This is a genomic window from Pontibacter actiniarum (assembly GCF_003585765.1).
In the GTDB taxonomy this organism is placed as follows: Bacteria; Bacteroidota; Bacteroidia; order Cytophagales; family Hymenobacteraceae; genus Pontibacter; species Pontibacter actiniarum.
Genome location: NZ_CP021235.1, coordinates 3,157,196 through 3,175,627, shown reverse-complemented (window position 1 = coordinate 3,175,627; position 18,432 = coordinate 3,157,196). Strand labels below are relative to the sequence as shown.

The window sequence follows — 18,432 nt, the reverse complement described above, 5'->3', positions numbered from 1 at the left end:
TATTGAGAAGAAATGATGAACACTAAAAATAGACTCTTCATACTGGCTCTGATGTGTTTCGCATCTGTTTTCCTGGCCAGCTGTGAGAAAGACGAAGACACGGCGGATGTTTCGTTCGTAACGACATATCCAACCATAGAGCTTACTGGTGAGCAGTGGGACGCCATCATGGTAGGCGAATCCTACACAGACCCTGGTGTGGAGGCTTTTGAGGGAGAAACCCCTATTGAGTACACCACAACCGGTTCTGTGGATCCCAACACGCCAGGGGCTTATGTCATTACCTACACGGCCACGAATTCAGACGGCTTTTCAACGTCTGTCAGAAGGTACGTGGGGGTGATTACACCTGAAGCAGCTGCCATAGACCTGAGTGGGCAGTATCAGCGAAACGCTGGTGCCCTCGGTGTTTCCACAGTTATACGCTTAGAGCCCGGGCTCTACCAAACGAATAACATTGGGGGTATTGGTGCGCCTGGGCCTGCTACTACCGTTAACTTTTTCCACCCTACGGTAAACAACCTTGTCGTGCCACCACAAAACGTCTTAGGAAATGAGTTTGCGGCTGTTGATGCTACTGTGATACCAGGTACGAGCTATAGTTGGTCAGTGGTCAACCCAGGATACGGAACGGTTCTCCGCACATTTGTTAAACTATAAACCTGTACAGATATGAAACTGAAATATACCTTACTGCTGCTCACGTTCCTTTCGTTTGGTTTTCTGACGTCCTGCGACGATGACGATGATGAGGACATTGACTACACGGCCACCTACCCGATTTCAGGTGACTGGACCGTAACCTATAGTATAGAAACCAGCCCCGGTGAGTTTTTGCCGCTCGTGGAGAACGAGGAACTCCTGATTTACAACACAGCGGCAAACGTGCCTACCGAGGTGTGGGTAGATGACGACGGCCACTTCTGGGACTTTAAAGTAAAGACGCCCGTTGATATCAGCAGCCTTACTTTCGGGGGCGAGAACCTGCAGAACGTGTCGTACAACTCGCAGGTGAACATCTCTAACGGGCAGGTTTTCCTGAACGCCGTGGAGGTGAACACCATCATGAGAGACAGCATTTACTTTCAGGTGTCTTTCAGCGATGATGAAGAACCCTATGGTACTATTTACCATGTGTACGGCCACAGAAGCACAGGCTTCGAATAATCAAAGGTAAAATACAAAAGCAAGTAAAAAGGCAGGCTCTGCAGAGCCTGTCTTTTTACTTGCCCCTTTTAGCCCCGCCAGTAGCAAACACAGCCCTGTGGGGCCAACTGAACACACGATCTTCGGCAGCAACTGTAAAACTTACATGAAGCAGATTGTCCTTTGCGTTACGCTGACTTTGCTGGCCTGTGTCGGGTGCCTGTGCTCATACGGGCGGGCTTGTTCCAACGGCTTGTGGTATGACGGCTGGGGGGGGAGCAGCACCCTGCAAACAGTGGAGCTGCAAACGGAGGGCGCACCGGTTACGGTGAGCGGCACCGTGCGCGATGCACAGACAGGGGAGGCCATTGCAGGGGCTGCCGTACAGGCCGTGCAGCGCAATGCAGGTACTACCACCGATCAGAGCGGCCACTTCCGGCTGACCCTGCCGGGGGGCACGCACACACTTATCGTTTCTTTCCTGGGCTATGAGAAGGCTACGCTGAGCTTTACCCGGTATGAGGACTATACGCTGGACGTAAAGCTGCTGCGCTCGTCCTTCGAGCTGCAGGAGGTGGATGTGGTAAGCGGCAAGCCCGTGGACGATAACATCAGGAGCGTGCAGAGCGGCATTTCCAGCCTGAGTATAAACACCATTAAGTCCGTGCCCGCATTTTTGGGGGAGGTAGACGTGGTGAAGAGCATAAAGCTGCTGCCTGGGGTGAGCTCCGTTGGGGAGGCGGCCACGGGCTTTAACGTGCGGGGCGGCAGCACCGACCAGAACCTGGTGCTGCTGGATGATGCCCCGCTCTTTAACAGTTCCCACCTGTTCGGTTTTTTTTCCGTTTTCAATCCGGATGCCGTAGCGGATGTGACACTGTACCGGGGCGGTATGCCGGCGCAGTTTGGCGGGCGTATTTCATCGGTGCTGGATGTCAGGCAGCGGGAGGGGGACTTTCAGCGTTTCGAGCTGAACGGTGGCATTGGCCTTGTATCCGGCAGGCTGGCGGTTGAAGGGCCGCTCGTGAAAGACAAGACCTCCCTGCTGGTGGCTGGCAGAAGCTCCTACTCTGACTGGCTGCTGCGCAAGATGCCCGATGTCAGCATCCGCAACAGCAGTGCCTCCTTTTACGATGTATCAGTAAAAGTGAGCCACCTGTTTAACGAGAAGAACAAGCTTAGCCTCTCTGGCTACCGCAGCCACGATGCATTTGGCTTTTCCGGCGATACGCTTTACAGCTGGGGCACCAACGCGGCCACCCTGAAGTACACACATCTCTTTAGCAGCAGCTTTTCCGTGGACATTACCGGCGTCTACACTGACTATACGTTCGAGGTGAAGGCAGAGGAACCCGGCAACGCTTCCACGTATAGCAACGGCATCACCGTTAAAAACGTGAAGGCTGATTTTGCCCTGGCAGCAGGTACGCACCAGATCAATTTCGGAGCGTCGGCCATGGCGTATGAGTTTCAGCAGGGCAGGCTGGAGCCGGCATCCGATGAGTCGCCGGTGCTGCCTGTGCAGCTGCAGCCGGAGCATGCCCTGGAAAGCGCCCTGTACTGGAACGACGAAGTGCGGCTCTCCCCGAAGGTTTCGTTTATGTACGGCATCCGCTACTCGTACTATGCCAACTACGGGGCCGGTACAGTATACCTGTACCAGCCGGGGAGGCCAAAGAGGGAGCGCACCATTACCGATACCCTGCGTTACAGTGGGGGCGAGGTGATAGAGGCCTATCATGGAGCGGAGCCTCGGTTATCCCTGAACTATACCTTAAACGACAGAACTGCTGTAAAACTGGGCTACAGCCGGAACAGGCAGTACATCCACCTGATCACCAACACCACCTCTGTTTCGCCTACTGACATCTGGAAGAGCAGTAACACCTACATCCGGCCCCAGGTCGGAGACCAGGTGAGCCTGGGCCTCTTCCGCAATTTTAAGCAAAACGCTATTGAAGCCTCGGTAGAAGGCTACTACAAGCGCATCGAGAACATGGTGGACTATAAAAACGGAGCCAATCTTTACCTGAACAAAACCCTGGAGGCGGATTTGCTCTCTGGCGAAGGAAGGGCATACGGCGTGGAGGCAAGTATAGCCAAACAGAGCGGGCGCCTGACCGGCTGGTTAAACTATACCTATGCCCGCACAGAGATTGCTATAAAGGGGGCCACGCCGGAGGAAACAGTAAACAACAGCGACTACTACCCCGCCAGCTATGATAAGCCACACACGCTGAACCTGGTAGGCAGGTATGAGTTAAGGAAGCGGGTGATCCTGTCGGCGAACTTTACCTACAGCACCGGCCGTCCTATCACGGCGCCGCTCTCACACTATGTTATCGGCGATTATATTGTGCCGAACTTCGGGGAGCGCAACCAGTACCGCATCCCCGACTATCACCGCCTGGACCTGTCGTTGTCGGTGCTCCCGAACAAGGCGAAGAACAAGCGCTGGGAGGGCACCTGGAACCTGTCGGTGTACAATGTGTACGGCCGCAACAACCCCTACTCGGTTTTCTTTAAACAAGTGTACGGCTCCCCGCCCAGGGCCTACCAACTGGCGGTGGTGGGGGTGCCGCTGCCATCAGTTTCCTACGATTTTAAATTCCGGTAGCACGCTATGAAAAGAGGGTATTCTATTATGCTGATAAGTATACTGCTGCTGATTAACAGCTGCATTGATCCGCTGGAGCTGGACATCGACGCCAATGCGGAGCAGCTGGTGGTGGACGGGGTGATCACCAACGAGCCGGGGCCCTACACGGTGCGCCTGAGCAGGAGCAAACCTTACGACAGCTATGCCGACAGCTGGGACGCCGTGGAAACCGGCGCCACGGTTGTTATATCGGATGACCAGGGAAACCAGGAAACGCTTTCGGAGACAAAGCCAGGCCTCTACCAGACAAGCGCGGAGGGGATACAGGGGCAGCTGGGCCGCACGTACACCCTGAGCATCAGAACAAAGGGAGGCCAGCAGTATACCTCTGCTCCGGAAACGCTGCTGCCCGTGCCCCCAATCGACTCCCTGTACTTCGAGGTGCACCCGGAGCAGCTCCTGAACGAAGAGGACATAGAGGAGACGGTGTATGTGGTGGATGTGCTGTCTGCCGTGCAGGACCCCGCGCAGCAGAAGAACTATTACATGTGGCAGTGGGAGAGTGTTTTTCAGGTGAGCACGCAGCCGTGGGATTACTCGGAGAAAGTGCGGGGCGTGCGCGTGAAAATGCCGAAGGACTGTTGTGAAACCTGCTGGGTAACCCGCTTTACCAACAGTGTAAACGTGCTGGATGATCGGCTGCTAAACGGCGGAACCGTAAAACGGCATCTGGTGACAAAGATTCCGGTGACGGAGCAGGCCTTCGGGAACAGGTACCACATAGAGGTGAAGCAAACCTCCCTGACAGAAGCCGCCTATGACTACTGGAGTTTACTGAGGTCGCAGATCGAAAACGGCGGAAGCATACAGGACCCTCCGCCGGCCATCGTTATCGGGAACATTACCAACGCCAACAACCCTGACGACAGGGCCCTTGGCTTCTTTGGCGCGTCTGCCGTTGCCCGGCGCCCGCTGTTTATCAACCGGGAAGACCTGGGGGTGCAGGTGGGGCTTTACGTTTTCCCGGATGATTGCCGGGTGATTGTGAACAGCACCACCGAGCGGCCTGCCTTTTGGTAGCCTGGTGTTACCCCTGAGGCTGCCCCAAAGTATAAGCTTGGCGGCTTCGGCTATGCAGGCACATGCGCCTGCCACTGTAAAAGAGGCTTGCGCTGGCAAGGCAGCACTAGAGCGGTCTTTCGTTTTTAGAGAGGCGCTTATGGCATTTTTGCCCTGTAAGCCGGGGAGGGTTGAGCAACAAAAACAAACAAGGGGGCTGTAACGGTTACAGCCCCCTTGTTTTCATGTAAGATAAGGCATGCAGCCTACTCCACGCTCAGCTCATCTACCAGCAGCCATGTTTTCTGGCCTGCCGATGGATACTGCGCCGGGCTGACGCCCACGTTGCGAGCCGTAACTTTAACATAACGCGCCTTCGTCTGCGGGATTTCCGCTACAACCGCTTTTCTCGTTATAGTTTCGTCGCCGTCTGGGTTTGGCTTATCAATCACCTTAACTGTTTTAAAGTGCTTGCCATCCTCCGAGACGGCATACTCTACCTGGGCCGGCAGGAAAACGCGGTAGCCGATGTGCTGGAAGTAGGAGCTGCTGATTTTGCTGATCGGCTGCACCTGCTGCAGGTCAATCACCGCTTCCAGGTCGTTGCTCAGGTAACCGAGCCACTGGCCGTCATAGTGGTCGGTGGTGCCGTGGAGGCCGTTGACAAGTATAGCAGTGCCCGGCGAGAAGCTGGCGTGCGGCTCAGTGGCAAGCTTTACTTTCTTGTTCAATGCTTTGCTGGCGTCAAACACGCGCGTGCTCGCTTTGCCAACCAGTTTACCGTCCACAAAGGAGCCTGCCTTGATAACAGCTGCTTTGTCCAGCTCAAAGGGGCTGCTGTACTTGCGGGATTTCGCCGTTGGCTCTGATCCGTCCAGCGTGTAGTAGATGTCGGCTCCGGCAGCGTCTGTGTCGAAAGTAACCTTGGCGATGTTGCGGTTCGGGCTCAGCTGCAGTTGCTGGCGCACCTGGTAGGCACTGCGGGCGTAGTTTATGCCCATGGCATCGTAACGCTGGTACTGCTGCTGCATGCGCTGCTTAAAGTCATCCCAGTTCTTCTGGCTTGCCTGCGTCCAGAGCACCTCGGATAAGGCTGCCATACGCGGCATAGCCATGTACTCTACATGATCCTCCGTTGCAATGTACTCCGTCCAGAGGTTGGCTTGTGCGCCTAGGATATACTGCTGCTCTTCTTTGGAGAGCTCTGCCGGCGTCGGCTCGAAGGAGTATACTTTGGAGAGCGTGCTGTAGCCGTGAATGGTGGTCGGCTCCAGGTCGCGGTCGCCTTGGTAGTGGTCGAAGTACAGGTGCGTGCCCGGCGTCATAACGACGTAATGCTTTTGTTTGGCTGCCGCTATGCCGCCTTTGGTGCCGCGCCAGCTCATAACGGTAGCGTTCGGGGCAAGCCCTCCTTCCAGAATCTCATCCCACCCGATGATCTGGCGGCCGTTGGCGTTTACAAACTTCTCCATGCGCTGCACAAAGTAGCTTTGGAGTTCGTGCTCGTCCTGCAGGCCTTCGTCGGCGATGCGCTGCTGGCACTTCTTGCACACTTTCCAGCGGTCTTTGGGGCTCTCGTCGCCGCCCAGGTGGATGTACTTGCTCGGGAACAGCGCCATCACCTCCGTCAGCACATCCTCCAGAAACGTAAAAGTCTGTTCGTTGCCGGCACAGAACACATCCTTAAAAATTCCCCACTTCGACTCGACATGGTGCGGGCCGCCGGTGCAGGAAAGCTCCGGGTAAGCAGCAAGTGCCGCCAGCGCGTGGCCCGGCATCTCGATTTCGGGAACCACCGTGATGTAGCGCTCCTGCGCGTACTTCACCACGTCTTTGATCTGCTCCTGGGTGTAGTAGCCGCCGTGGCGGGTGTTATCGTAGGTTTGCGGCAGGTCCCAGTAGTGGCCGATCAGGGTGCTGTCGCGCCACGCGCCCACCTCCGTCAGTTTGGGGTGCTTCTTGATCTCGATGCGCCAGCCCTGGTCGTCGGTGAGGTGCCAGTGAAAGGTGTTCATCTTGTGCATGGCCAGGTAGTCGATGTACTGCTTCACGAACTCCACCGGGAAGAAGTGGCGGGTTACGTCCAGGTGCATCCCGCGCCACTCAAAGCGCGGTTTATCGGCGATACGCACCGCGGGTATGGCTACGGGCGCTTTGCCCTGCTGGGTCGGCAGCAGTTGTTTTATACTTTGCGCCCCCAAAAACAGGCCGTTCGGCTGGTTGGCGGCAAGTGTGATTCTGTCTGGTGTTACCTCCAGGGTATAGCCCTCTTTGCCCAGCGTGTCGGGTGTGGAGGTGAGGGTGAGCTGAATGATGTTCTTTGCCCTGGCTGGGGTTTTCTTCTGTACCACCTGCGGCTGTACACCTGTGGCAGAGGCTATGCTTTCAGCCAGTTTGTCGGCGATGCTTTTCAGCTCCCCGTTTTTTGCCGGCACGTAGATCTTTGTGTCGGCGCCGAGCATAAACTGGCCCTGCTTAGGCGTGAGGTGCTGCGGCTTCGGGATGATAGAGATGGCTGCCTGCTTCTGGGCAAACACATAGCCTGTGCTTAGCAGCAGTGCCAGGCTCAGCAATAAGGTTAGAAATCTGTTCGGATTCATGCAGAGTGAAGGTGATGTTTGAACATCAAGAATAAACAATATTTTGTAGAAAAGCCAGTAAGAGAGAATAATAGCGAAGCCAGGTGCCCTGCTTGTGCATGTGGCGATGCCTGAAGTGGGAGCAGGGAAGGGGTGGGGCCTCCCGAGGGGTGGCTTCAGCTCCTTTGGTTGTAAAGAATGCCGACGCGCCTTTCCTGTGTTACAGCATAGGTGCAGCTGTTACGCACGCTGTGTGGTTTGGGTAAAACAAAACCGGCGCTGGGGAAGCCCCAGCGCCGGTTTTATACTTTAAAAGAAAAGCAGCTGCTTAGTCTTTGATCTGAAGTTTTACCTTCACGTCGCCTTTCTTTTTCTCAATCTTAAACTCTTCTTTACCGTTTTGCAGGTTTTGCTGTGCTTCGTTTACAACGGCGTTCAGCAGTTCTGCCTGTGGCGTCTTCGCTTCGGCTTTGGCTGCGTCGCCGGCACCTGGGCTGTTGCTGTCTACTATCGTCATCTCGTTGATCAGGTTCTGTGCGCCTGCGAATTTATCGATCAGGAACAGCAGGTAACGAGAGTCCATGTTGATGCAACGCTTGTAGTCCGGGTCGTACACCAGGTCACCTGTCATGGCTTCCCAGTTGCCGTCGAAGGCCAGGCCGATCAGCTCACCTTTGCCGTTGATTACCGGAGAACCTGAGTTACCGCCCGTAATGTCGTTGTTGGTGATGAAGTCGGTTACCAGCTCGCCTTTAGAGTTGGCATAGCGGCCGTAGTCTTTGGCCTGGTACAGTTGCTTCAGTTTAGCCGGAACCACGAACTCTTCGTTGTTCGGGTCTTCTTTCGACATCACACCATCCAGCGTTGTGTAGTAGTTGTACAGCACGCCATCCTGTGGGCTATAGTCCTTTACAGCACCGTAGCTCAGGCGGATAGTAGAGTTAGCATCCGGGTAGTATACCTTGTCCGGGTTCATCAGGCGCAGGCCAGCCACGTACAGGCGGTTCGCCTTGTCCAGCTTGGCGTTGCTCTCAGCCACTTTAGGCGCAATGTTGTTTCTGTAGTTCTCGATGATAGCGTTCACGATCTGGAAGGCCGGATCGTTCTCCAGCGCCTTCTGCGAAGGGTTAGCCAGGAAGTTGTTGAGCTTCTGCTCGTCTACTACCACAGAGTTGCTGTACACGTAATCAGCAAGCTTGTTGAAGTTGCCGTTATACTTCTTCACCAGGTTTTTGAAGTACTCTGGCTGCTGGTCTTTGGCGATGTCCTCGTAGTAGTACTTCATCAGGGCGGCGAACACTTTCTTGTCGGCCGGCTTGTAGTAGTCCTTGAAGAAAGCATCCACGCGCGGCTTCAGGTCTTGGGCAGCCTTTTGGGCCGCTTCCTTGTTTCCTGCTTTCAGGGCGTTGTAAAGCGGTGCCATGCGGTAAGCCATCAGCAGTGACTCTGTGCCCAACACAGCCTCGTTCAGGTACACGGAGCCCAGGTTATACTTCTCGATTGTCGCGTAAGCATCTGCAATGTCGCTTAGTACGTTGCCGTAGGTTGCTTTGCGGGAAGCATCGGCGTTAGCCCAGTTCTGGAATTTATCCTCGTCTACCAGCTTGCCTTCGATGGTGCGCATGCGCTTGATGCCTTCGTTCTGGCCGATAGAGTACTTGTAGTAGTTAGAAGTAGACGCATACTTAGAAGCATACTTAATGCGGGTAGCCGCATCTTTGTCCATTTCTTCTTTCCACAGGTTCAGCTTGTCGTTACGCAGTTTGATGCGTGATTTGTTCAGTTGGTTTACCTCCAGCTTCAGGCCGTGCGACGTCATGAAACGCTTTGTGCGGCCCGGGAAACCGAACACCATCGAGAAATCGCCCGGCTCTTTGTCGCCGATGTTGATGGGCAGGTGGTGCGCAGGCTTGTAAGGTACGTTCTCTTTGCTGTAGGTGGCCGGTGAGCCATCCGGTGCCATGTATACACGGAACATAGAGAAGTCGCCGGTGTGGCGTGGCCACATCCAGTTGTCGGTGTCGCCACCAAACTTACCGATAGAAGACGGAGGAGTACCTACCAGGCGTACGTCGTTGTAGCGGTTGTACACGAACAGGTAAAACTCGTTGCCGTTGAAGAAATCGCGCACATACGTTACGTACTTGCCGTTTTCAGAGGCTTCTTTGGCCAAAGCCTGCGTGCGCTGTGCAATCAGCTGGGCACGCTGCTCTTCCGGAGTGTTGTTGTCGATGCCTTCCAGTACTTTGCCTGTCACATCGTCCATGTGGTGCAGGATGTCCACAAAAAGGCCTTCGTTCGGAAGCTCCTGGTCTTTAGAAGTAGCCCAGAAACCATCCGTCAGGTAATCGTGCTCCGTGGTAGAGTGCGACTGGATAGCGCCGTAACCGCAGTGGTGGTTGGTCAGCAGCAAGCCTTCAGGAGAGATGAACTCACCAGTACAGAAGCCGCCGAACTGCACGATGGCGTCTTTCAGGCTGGAGTTGTTCACAGAGTAGATTTCTTCGGCAGTCAGCTGCAGGCCTTGCTTCTGCATGTCTGTGTAATTCAGACGCTTGATGAGCATCGGCAGCCACATACCCTCGTCTGCCTTGGCCGCAAACGGCACGCTCAGCGAGACTAAAAGTAAGAGTGAAAGGATTCTTTTTAACATGGAAATTTGTTTAGATTAGTTAAACAGTGGCAAATTTAGCAAATATTGCCGCCTTTTGCTCATTTGTTGCAAAAACCAAACCATGACTTGGATTCTGAAGAAGTTTGTGCTCGGGCTGGTGTGGGTGTACCGGAACATGATATCGCCGATGACGCCTGCCGCCTGCCGCTATACCCCCACCTGCTCGCAGTACGCTGTGGACGCCGTAAACAAGTACGGCCCGTTTAAGGGAGGCTGGATGGCGATGAAGCGCATTGGCCGCTGCCACCCCTGGGGCGGGAACGGCTATGACCCGGTGAAGTAAGCCCGTAAGGTGCTGTGATTTATGATTTAACATGATAGCTGGTTGGGGACGGGTGCCGCGCATTTCTAAATAAAAGCTGTTGGTAAGTGATACTTTACGATAATATTTCTTAAACTGCATATCTACATTTTTTAGATGTAGCCGCCTGTGTTTTTTTAACAATAAATGTAGGCAAACATGATAACGCATATTCAAGGGCCGGAGGGCTCCTCCAACACACAGATCCAGGTAAAGGACATCCTGTACCTCAAAACCCACCAGTTAAGCTTTTTTGATACCGAGGTGTTTAACCTCTATGTATTCGTGAAAAAGGGCGACTCAGAACACTTCTATCTTTTTATTTATAAGGAGCTGCTGCCAATGCAGCTGGCTTTTGAGCAGCTGACGGCTGCCATGGAAACGCCCCTGTCTGGCACCCACACAATTTATTTTTCCCCGGACCTCCATCTGGCTTCGGAAGAAGTATAAAAGCAACGTGTTTGCTCTTGCAGGCACTCCGTCTGTTGGCCCTGCCTTTCTGGCGGCCCTCTGTTAGGGCTTTGTCGGGAGTTCCTGCAGGTAAGTATAAACTTTCCCCCGGTTGGTCTAAAGAGCGAAGATGGCGCTTGGGTTTCAACGCCTTTATGATCATATTTAGAAAAGTATATACTATCTCACCGCAATATATGATCACAACGTTGCTCTCTCACCAGTGGAAGGCCTATTACCGTTCCTCCGTTTTCCAGAAGAGCCTGGCGCTGAATATAATTCTGGGGCTGCTGATTCTTTACTTCGGGGCGATTTTTCTGATAATCGGTATCGGCATGCCTGTGCTGCTGGCTGAGCTGTTCCCGGGGCAGAACCCGGTCGATGTGTTCAACGGGATGCTGCTGTTCTACTTCCTGATCGACCTGTTTCTGCGCTTTGTGCTACAGGAGCTGCCTGTGCTGGCGGTGCAGCCTTACCTGCACCTGCCCGTCCGGAAGGGCAAGCTGGTGCATTTCGTGCTGCTCAAGTCGCTGCCGAGCATGTTCAACCTTATCTTCCTGCTGATTCTGGTGCCGTTTATGTACGCTACGGTGGTGCCAGCCTATGGGGCAGGCGCAGCGCTGGCGTGGCTTTTCGCCTTCCTCATGCTCACGTTCTTCAACAACTTCGTGCTGATTTACTTTAAGCGGCAGCTAAGTGTAAAACCGTTGCTAACCCTGCTGTTTGGCCTTGCGGTGGCCGGGCTGATGGTGTTGGACTATGTAGGTGCGTTCTCGCTGCTTGCTGTGTCGAGGGCTGTTTTCGGGGCAGTGCTGGAGCGGCCGTGGCTGGCGGTAGTGCCGGTGCTGCTGGTGGCGGCTGCGTACGCGCTTAACTTTCAGTACCTGAAAAACCATACCTACCCGGAGGAGCTGGCCATTCGCAAAACAACGAGGGCAGAAGGTAAGGGCATCGCCTTCCTGAGACGGTTCGGGGAGATAGGCAAGCTGATAGAGCTGGAAATAAAGCTTATCTGGCGGCACAAACGCTCTAAGTCGCTCCTGACCATGTCGTTGTTTTTCCTGTTCTACGGGCTGATCTTCTACCGGAACGAGAGCTACCTGGACAGCTTTGTGGTGCTGATTTTCGTGGGCATCATAATTACGGGCATGCCGATGTTCAACTACGGCCAGTTTGTGCCCAGCTGGCAGAGTGGCCACTTCGACGCCATCCTTACCCGGCGTATTTCGCCCTACCAGTTCTATGCGGCCAAGCTGTGGATTTTTGTGTCCGTGGTTACGCTAGCTTACCTGCTCACGCTGCCTTACGGCTTTTTCGGGTATAAAATTATACTTGTCAATACAGCCGCCCTGCTTTTTAACATCGGCGTGAACACGTTCATCATTTTCTTCTTTTCCGTGTACAACACCAACCGCCTGGACCTGAGCAAGGGCTCCGCCTTTAGCTGGCAGGGCGTAGGCGCCTCCCGCTTTGTGATGATGCTGCCGATGATGCTCCTGCCTGTCCTCATCTACCTGCCCTTTAAGTTTATGGGCGTGCCCGACCTGGGTGTTGTTGCCATCGGGCTACTAGGGCTGGCTGGCTTTGCCTTTCAGAAGCAAATGCTGCACTGGACGGCGAACTGGTTCCTGAAGCATAAGTATAAACTGGCCTCCGGCTTTCGGCAGGACTAGGCAGAGCGACAAAGTATAAGACTTTAAAAACATCCTTGATAAGATAACTCCCCCAGCACATGATAGAGGTAAAAAGCATTGAGAAAATATACAGCGGCAAGGTGGTTGTAAACATACCGGAGCTAAGCGTTGCCGCTGGAGAGGCGGTTGGGTTGGTCGGTAACAACGGGGCCGGCAAAACCACGCTGTTCCGGATGGTGCTGGACCTGATCCGGCCGAGCAAAGGCGAAGTTTACTCCAAAGGCATAAACGTGGCTAAGTCGGAGGAGTGGAAGGAGTACACCGGCTCTCACCTGGACGAGGGCTTCCTGATCGACTACCTGACGGCGGAGGAGTACTTCAAGTTTATCGGCGACCTGCACGGCCTCTCGGATGGCGACATTACCGAGCGCCTGCTGCCGTTCATGGACCTGTTTAACGAAGAGATCCTGCACCAGCGCAAGTACATCCGTGATTTCTCGAAAGGTAACCAGAAGAAAATAGGTATTGCCGCTGCCGCGCTCTCTAATCCGGAGTTGCTGATCCTGGATGAGCCTTTCGCCAACCTCGACCCCAGTTCTCAGATCCGACTCAAGAACCTGCTGCGAACCCTGCGTGAGCAGAAGCGCATGACCATGCTGATCTCCAGCCACGACCTGAGCCATGTGATAGAAGTATGCGAGCGCATTGTGATCCTGGAGAAAGGGCAGCTGGTGCAGGACATGCAGACAAACGAAAACACGCTTAAAGAGCTGGAGACATACTTCACGGTGTAGTTTCTTTGCATTGAATGATGTGAGGGCTTTCGGTGTTCCTTTGCAGTGCCAAAAGCTCTTTTTTTACTCTATAGGTTGTGATGGTGCTGATACTTCTTTCTCAAAGCCCATGACAGTTGCAGGTTCTAGCCTTCATCGTTCAGAGGTTGATCAAAGTATAAGCTTCCCCAGTCTTACTGCCGGCGTTGCATTGCCCACGAGCGGTGTTTGGCGTGAGGGACTTGGCTTCTGCCTTTTCAGCAACAGGTAAACCGTTGCTGCTGGCGCAGCGCTCTTTTCATGCAGCCACTGCCGGTTTTCCCCCACAAACTCTAAGCAAAGCAGTTGCGGCGGCAGAGAAAGAGCAGGAAGGTTAGCGTGTGCCACTTCATCGTTTTCCTGTACAGCCCGGTGGCTTATCGGTACCGTTGGAAGATGGTCAGGTACAGCCGCGACGCCTCTGCCAGCACTTGCACGCTGGTGCCTTCCATGTCGTCGAACTCCAGCTGAAAACCATCTTCGTAGCCGCGCTGGTTGGTCATGCGCCAGAGGTAGCTGATGCGCTTGCGCTGGTTCGAGAGCTGTGTTCTGCTGAACTGCTTGTCCAGCGCCTGTAAGTCCATCGCTGCAAGTAAGTCAAGTATAACCTCGTCCGTGTCAGCGTCTACCTTCACCACCAGGTAAGTATCCTCCACCTGAAACACTACCTGCTGTAGCCACCCCTGCTCCAGGTCGTGTAGCGTAAAGGCCTGTGTTACTTCTTTTCCGGTCAGGCCGTCAAGCTCTGTCATACTTTTCATATATTCTAAGGTATAAAATTATACCTTGTCAAGCTATCGCTGTATCTAGTTAAGCGATCTGTTATTTTTACAGCAACCATACTTTGTACCATGACTCAGGAAGCTCACTCCTTAAGCGCGCCATCGGTAGGGCTGCTGCTGCACGTTTTGCGCCAGCAGGGGCAGGATGTGGGGCATATCTGCCGGCAGGTGGGCCTGGACCAGCGGCTGGTGCAGGATGTAAATGCCCGTATCCCGGTGGAGATGGCGCAGGACCTGTGGCGTGCTGCCGTCGCTGCCACCCAAGACCCCGACCTGGCCCTGCACGTGGCCGAGGCGATCAACCCGACCTCTATGGGCACCATTGCTTACGTGATGATGAATGCCGCCACACTGCAGGAGTCGTTGCTGAAGCTGTGCAAGTACCAGGATATCATTTGCGGCGCCATCCGGACGAGCCTGGAGGTGCAGGGAGAGCAGGCGCTGGTAAAGCTGGAGGTGGCAAGCCCGGCGCTGCAGCACCCGCGCCATGCGCTGGACTCGGAGCTGGTGATCTACAAGAACGCTTTTCCGGCACTGGTGGGGCAGGAGATAAAGTATAAAAAGGTGCTGCTGGCCTATCCTGCACCTGGAAATGTAGCCGAGCACGAGCGGATCTTTGCCGGGGCTGAACTGGTGTTTAACGCAGCCTACAGCGGCCTTGTGTTTGAGGCCGCTTGCCTGCAGTTGCCGGTGGTGTCGGCCAACGCGGAGCTAAACCAGCTGTTCGAGAAGTATGCCGATGCGTACCTGCAGAGGCTGTTTGAGCCGAGTACGCTACGGGAGCGGGTGCAGCAAGAGATTGCAAAGCAGCTGAAGGGTGAGGAGCCAGGTATAAACAGCGTTTCCCGGAGTATGGCCATAAGCGTGCGCAGCCTGCAGGCTAAGCTAAAGGAAGAGGGAACAACTTACCAGGCGCTGCTGAACGAAGTCCGTAAGGAGATCGCCGTACAGCACCTGCAGGACAACCAGCAGACCATCTCCGACATTGCTTACCTGCTGGGCTTTGCCGAACCAAGCGTTTTCTCCCGCTCCTTCAAAAAATGGACAGGCATGCCTCCGATGGCTTACCGGCAGCTTTGCTATGACGTACCGGACTCTGAGCAGCGCGCCTGAGCGCTTTCAAAAGAGACCGCTTTATCCTATACTTATCTGTCTGGCAGAGCCCTTTTCAACCACTTATAAAAGCCTGTTTTTCTGTGGGAGGAGCTTTTTTATAAACAGGTTTTTTAGCCGAAGGACGAGTTCTTGCAAAAAGCCCAAAGTTGATATAGTCTTTCCCATGAATGCCGGGGCAGTGCATCCTAAAAGCTGTGCGCCCTGCGGGCAGGGAACAAGGTCTGCACTTTTGCCTGTGGCTCATGCCCGTAGTTTGTACCTTTGCCTTTCAGTTTATCAAAGAATACCTCAATCTTAGAAATGAAAAGAATCATTATAGCCTGTGGCTTGGCAGGATTTATACTTGCCTCCTGCTCCCAAAACCAACCTGAGGCAGACAGGCAAGGCTCCGCTACTGCCACAGCTGAGGCTGATACCAGTTACGTCGCAAGTATAGACAAGTGGCACGCAGAGCGGGTGGAGAACCTGCAGAAAGAGGATAGCTGGCTGGCGCTGTCGGGGTTGTACTGGCTGGAGCCCGGCAGCAATACCTTTGGCAGTGATGAAAGCAACGCGATTGTGTTTCCGGAAGGCAAAATAGCGGCCCAGGCTGGTAGTTTTATACTTGAAGGGGATGAGGTGAAGCTGCAGGTGAACAAAGCAGCTGAGGTTACGCTGGATAGCGTACCCGTGCAGCAGCAGGCGGTGATTTATACTGCCGGCATGGAGCACGCACCCGAAATGCGCCACGGCTCTCTGAAGTGGGTAGTGATCAGGCGCGGAGATAAGTATGGCGTTAGGTTGTGGGATGCTGAGAACGCGGCGCGCCAGAGCTTTTCAGGTATAGAGCGCTATCCGGTGCAGCCGGAGTGGCGGCTGGAGGCAAGGCTGGAACAGAACCCGCTGCCAAAGCAGATCGCTATTACCAACGTGCTGGGGCAGACGTCGCAGGAGCCTTCACCGGGCGCGGTCGTGTTTACGGTTAACGGCCAGCAGCACCGCCTCGATGCGCTGGAAGAAGGCGAGGAGCTGTTCATTATTTTCGCCGATAAAACCAACGGCACCGAAACCTACGGCTCCGGTCGCTACCTGTACATACCGAAGCCAGGGGCAGATGGCAAAACGGTTATTGACTTTAACAAAGCCTACAGCCCGCCTTGCGCCTTTACGGGCTACGCCACATGCCCGCTACCGCCTAAGCAGAACTTCCTGCCCATAGCGGTTACTGCCGGCGAGAAAAGCGCACATTAAGAACACCGGAATCGAAAGGTAACGTTAAGCCGCAGGTTTAACGTTGGCGTAAGTGCCATCCGTGGAGGGGAAGTACTCTACTCCACGGATGGCATTTATGCTTCTACCATACTTTATTTCACCCGCTCCTGATGACGCTTTAAGGCGCAGGCCTCCACTTGTGCCATGCACACGTAGCCACTAACGGTGCACGTGCTCATTCATAATTAATAATTCAGCATTCCTAATTAGTAGCATTCATTGTTCCCGGTGCCAAGCCAGCGTCTCCTCAATGGCCTGTTGCATAGGTGTGTGCGGGATATTGGGCAGGGTTTGGCGCAGCTTGTCGTCGTTTAGCAGGATGGTGTTTTGCCAGAGGTAGCCCATCTCGGCTATTTCGCGCATGCCCGGTGAAAAGAGCCCCATCACCTTAAACAGCCAGCCCGGGTATACTTTATGCCTGGGCTCGGTACCTGCTGCCTTTGCTATCTGCGCCTGCCACTGTTTTATGCTTGGCACCACCTCCCCGGCAAAGTTATAAACGGTGTACGGCTGCCGGGGAGGGTGCTTGGCCAGCATGTAGTATACCTTAGCGGCATCGGGGGTGTACACCAGCTGGTGCGGGATGTCGTTGCGGAAGAGCCAGGGCATCGCTTTGCCGGCCAGGGCACCCCTGAAAACAGGTGCTATACCCTCATTCATTACGTTTGGCCCCCAAAAGTCGGGCAGGCGCAGGTTCACCACAGCGCACTTGCCCTGTTCCGCCGCCTGCTGCAGCATCTGCTCCAGTTTAACCCGTATCACCCCCTTTTTAGTAGTGGGGCTGGGAGGGGTTTCCTCTGTGATGACATCAATTAATCCAAAATTATATATGTTTCCTGGGAAAAAAATTGTAGATTTGGATATGGCTGCGGCCTGAATGACGTTTTGCGTTACACGCTCCATATTGTTTTGCCACTTCTCGAAAGGGTAGTTTACCCCATGGAAGATGTGCGTCGCCTCTGCACCTAGTTGCAACAGCAGATCACCGTCTTGCGCATCTCCCTCTATCAGCTGTAACGTAGGCTGCGGCCCGAATAACTTTTGCGCCTTCTGCTTGTTGCGTACCAGCAGGGTTACCTGCTCCTGGTGCCGCAAAAGCTCCTGTGTAAAGGCATAGCCTATACTGCCTGTTCCGCCGAGCACTAAAAAACTGAAGGTGTTTAAAGCCATGATGCTGTGGTTGTGTTGTTATACGGCAAAGGTATGGCTATCAACGGCTTTACGCTTGGCAGATGCCGCAAACCGCTTGGCCAATCGCGCAAACAGCACACCAGCTGTGCCGCTGGTACGGCGAAAGGAGGAACTTTTTGCACAAAAGAGACTGTAATATATTATCAATACAATATTTTTCACGAAAACGAACCATATGGAAGATATCAAAATGGCAACACCCACTATCACAAACGAACATCTGGCCAAGGCAATCACTTACTCGCAGTACCGCGACATGATCGATAAGCTGCTTGCCGAGAACAAAACCACGGGCACCAACCACTCTGAGGACATGGTAGAGTATACCCGCATGAACATGCACCGCATGCGCCGCGTGGAGAAAACAGTGTTGGAGGATGACCTGATCCAGGTGCTGCTGAGCGTGCAGACGAAAATGGTATGGGTTGTGCTGACGGAGGCGTGGTGCGGCGATGCCGCGCAGAACGTGCCGGCCATTGTGAAGTTTGCCGATGCCTCGCCGCTGATTGAGGTAAAGCTGCTGCTGCGCGATGAGAACCCGGAGGTGATGGATGCTTACCTGACAAACGGTGGCCGCTCCATACCGAAGCTGATCGCCCTGGACGCCGAAACACTGGAGGTGCTGGGCACCTGGGGGCCGCGGCCTGAGCCGGCACAGCAGCTTTTCCTGGATCTGAAGGCGCAGAACGTCCCGTACCAGGAGTTTGCTGAGAAACTGCACGGCTGGTATGCCAAAGACAAAACGCGTACGTTGCAGCAGGAGTTTATATGCCTCATCAGCAAGTGGTCTGAGCTTACAGCTCCGGCAGATATGTCTGTTGCCCGCTGCTCTTAAAGA

Annotated in this window: 15 protein-coding genes; 11 read left to right on the top strand and 4 right to left on the bottom strand. The window is 54.2% G+C overall.

Annotated elements, in window-relative coordinates:
* Nucleotides 1–12: 12 nt before the first annotated feature.
* From CA264_RS13640 to CA264_RS13625, 4 genes are all read left to right on the top strand, one after another.
* Nucleotides 13–660 carry a DUF5011 domain-containing protein gene (locus CA264_RS13640; protein WP_025607926.1) on the top strand — a complete coding sequence of 216 codons (648 nt, stop codon included), beginning with the start codon at nt 13–15 and terminating at the stop codon, nt 658–660.
* Between the two features lie 12 nt (nt 661–672).
* A complete protein-coding gene (locus CA264_RS13635; protein WP_025607925.1) occupies nt 673–1,167 on the top strand; it encodes a lipid-binding protein in 495 nt (164 codons plus the stop codon).
* Between the two features lie 145 nt (nt 1,168–1,312).
* Nucleotides 1,313–3,763 carry a TonB-dependent receptor gene (locus CA264_RS13630; RefSeq protein WP_084196232.1) on the top strand — a complete coding sequence of 817 codons (2,451 nt, stop codon included), beginning with the start codon at nt 1,313–1,315 and terminating at the stop codon, nt 3,761–3,763.
* 6 nt (nt 3,764–3,769) lie between these two features.
* Complete coding sequence (locus tag CA264_RS13625) at nt 3,770–4,825, top strand: DUF4249 domain-containing protein (protein WP_025607923.1); 1,056 nt, start codon at nt 3,770–3,772, stop codon at nt 4,823–4,825.
* 245 nt (nt 4,826–5,070) lie between these two features.
* Here the strand turns inward: CA264_RS13625 and CA264_RS13620 are convergent, their stop codons facing one another.
* Together CA264_RS13620 and CA264_RS13615 are read right to left on the bottom strand one after the other, a co-directional pair.
* Nucleotides 5,071–7,404, bottom strand: a complete 2,334-nt coding sequence (locus CA264_RS13620) for a glycoside hydrolase family 20 protein (RefSeq protein ID WP_036776193.1) — start codon at nt 7,402–7,404, stop codon at nt 5,071–5,073.
* Between the two features lie 307 nt (nt 7,405–7,711).
* Nucleotides 7,712–10,036 (bottom strand): S46 family peptidase, encoded by a 2,325-nt coding sequence (locus CA264_RS13615; protein ID WP_025607921.1) that lies wholly within the window; start codon nt 10,034–10,036, stop codon nt 7,712–7,714.
* A gap of 82 nt (nt 10,037–10,118) precedes the next feature.
* Between CA264_RS13615 and yidD the strand changes: the two genes are divergently transcribed.
* From yidD to CA264_RS13595, 4 genes are all read left to right on the top strand, one after another.
* Nucleotides 10,119–10,340: a membrane protein insertion efficiency factor YidD gene (gene yidD / locus CA264_RS13610; RefSeq protein ID WP_025607920.1), complete on the top strand. Its 222-nt coding sequence runs from the start codon at nt 10,119–10,121 to the stop codon at nt 10,338–10,340.
* 177 nt (nt 10,341–10,517) lie between these two features.
* Nucleotides 10,518–10,808: a hypothetical protein gene (locus tag CA264_RS13605; protein WP_025607918.1), complete on the top strand. Its 291-nt coding sequence runs from the start codon at nt 10,518–10,520 to the stop codon at nt 10,806–10,808.
* A gap of 197 nt (nt 10,809–11,005) precedes the next feature.
* Nucleotides 11,006–12,481 carry a DUF5687 family protein gene (locus CA264_RS13600; protein ID WP_025607917.1) on the top strand — a complete coding sequence of 492 codons (1,476 nt, stop codon included), beginning with the start codon at nt 11,006–11,008 and terminating at the stop codon, nt 12,479–12,481.
* A gap of 59 nt (nt 12,482–12,540) precedes the next feature.
* Nucleotides 12,541–13,236, top strand: a complete 696-nt coding sequence (locus CA264_RS13595; RefSeq protein WP_025607915.1) for an ABC transporter ATP-binding protein — start codon at nt 12,541–12,543, stop codon at nt 13,234–13,236.
* Nucleotides 13,237–13,631: 395 nt separating this feature from the next.
* On the opposite strand, the gene CA264_RS13590 is transcribed toward CA264_RS13595, so the two are convergent.
* Nucleotides 13,632–14,015, bottom strand: a complete 384-nt coding sequence (locus CA264_RS13590) for a DUF6334 family protein (protein WP_025607913.1) — start codon at nt 14,013–14,015, stop codon at nt 13,632–13,634.
* A 90-nt stretch (nt 14,016–14,105) separates the two neighbouring features.
* Between CA264_RS13590 and CA264_RS13585 the strand changes: the two genes are divergently transcribed.
* A complete protein-coding gene (locus tag CA264_RS13585) occupies nt 14,106–15,149 on the top strand; it encodes an AraC family transcriptional regulator (RefSeq protein WP_025607912.1) in 1,044 nt (347 codons plus the stop codon).
* Between the two features lie 303 nt (nt 15,150–15,452).
* Nucleotides 15,453–16,382 (top strand): DUF1684 domain-containing protein, encoded by a 930-nt coding sequence (locus CA264_RS13580; protein ID WP_036776190.1) that lies wholly within the window; start codon nt 15,453–15,455, stop codon nt 16,380–16,382.
* Nucleotides 16,383–16,619: 237 nt separating this feature from the next.
* Here CA264_RS13580 and CA264_RS13575 read toward each other — a convergent pair whose 3' ends face one another.
* Nucleotides 16,620–17,573, bottom strand: a complete 954-nt coding sequence (locus tag CA264_RS13575; RefSeq protein WP_025607911.1) for an NAD-dependent epimerase/dehydratase family protein — start codon at nt 17,571–17,573, stop codon at nt 16,620–16,622.
* Nucleotides 17,574–17,769: 196 nt separating this feature from the next.
* On the opposite strand from CA264_RS13575, the gene CA264_RS13570 reads away from it, so the two are divergent.
* Nucleotides 17,770–18,429, top strand: coding sequence for a thioredoxin family protein (locus tag CA264_RS13570; protein WP_237151119.1), 660 nt, complete (start codon nt 17,770–17,772; stop codon nt 18,427–18,429).
* The last annotated feature ends 3 nt before the right edge of the window (nt 18,430–18,432 follow it).

Bases quoted from the DNA above. Each gene is read 5' to 3' on its own strand.
- CA264_RS13640 (WP_025607926.1), top strand. From the start codon at position 13: ATGATGAACACTAAAAATAGACTCTTCATACTGGCTCTGATGTGTTTC.
- CA264_RS13635 (WP_025607925.1), top strand. From the start codon at position 673: ATGAAACTGAAATATACCTTACTGCTGCTCACGTTCCTTTCGTTTGGT.
- CA264_RS13630 (WP_084196232.1), top strand. From the start codon at position 1,313: ATGAAGCAGATTGTCCTTTGCGTTACGCTGACTTTGCTGGCCTGTGTC.
- CA264_RS13625 (WP_025607923.1), top strand. From the start codon at position 3,770: ATGAAAAGAGGGTATTCTATTATGCTGATAAGTATACTGCTGCTGATT.
- CA264_RS13620 (WP_036776193.1), bottom strand. From the start codon at position 7,404: ATGAATCCGAACAGATTTCTAACCTTATTGCTGAGCCTGGCACTGCTG.
- CA264_RS13615 (WP_025607921.1), bottom strand. From the start codon at position 10,036: ATGTTAAAAAGAATCCTTTCACTCTTACTTTTAGTCTCGCTGAGCGTG.
- yidD (WP_025607920.1), top strand. From the start codon at position 10,119: ATGACTTGGATTCTGAAGAAGTTTGTGCTCGGGCTGGTGTGGGTGTAC.
- CA264_RS13605 (WP_025607918.1), top strand. From the start codon at position 10,518: ATGATAACGCATATTCAAGGGCCGGAGGGCTCCTCCAACACACAGATC.
- CA264_RS13600 (WP_025607917.1), top strand. From the start codon at position 11,006: ATGATCACAACGTTGCTCTCTCACCAGTGGAAGGCCTATTACCGTTCC.
- CA264_RS13595 (WP_025607915.1), top strand. From the start codon at position 12,541: ATGATAGAGGTAAAAAGCATTGAGAAAATATACAGCGGCAAGGTGGTT.
- CA264_RS13590 (WP_025607913.1), bottom strand. From the start codon at position 14,015: ATGAAAAGTATGACAGAGCTTGACGGCCTGACCGGAAAAGAAGTAACA.
- CA264_RS13585 (WP_025607912.1), top strand. From the start codon at position 14,106: ATGACTCAGGAAGCTCACTCCTTAAGCGCGCCATCGGTAGGGCTGCTG.
- CA264_RS13580 (WP_036776190.1), top strand. From the start codon at position 15,453: ATGAAAAGAATCATTATAGCCTGTGGCTTGGCAGGATTTATACTTGCC.
- CA264_RS13575 (WP_025607911.1), bottom strand. From the start codon at position 17,573: ATGGCTTTAAACACCTTCAGTTTTTTAGTGCTCGGCGGAACAGGCAGT.
- CA264_RS13570 (WP_237151119.1), top strand. From the start codon at position 17,770: ATGGAAGATATCAAAATGGCAACACCCACTATCACAAACGAACATCTG.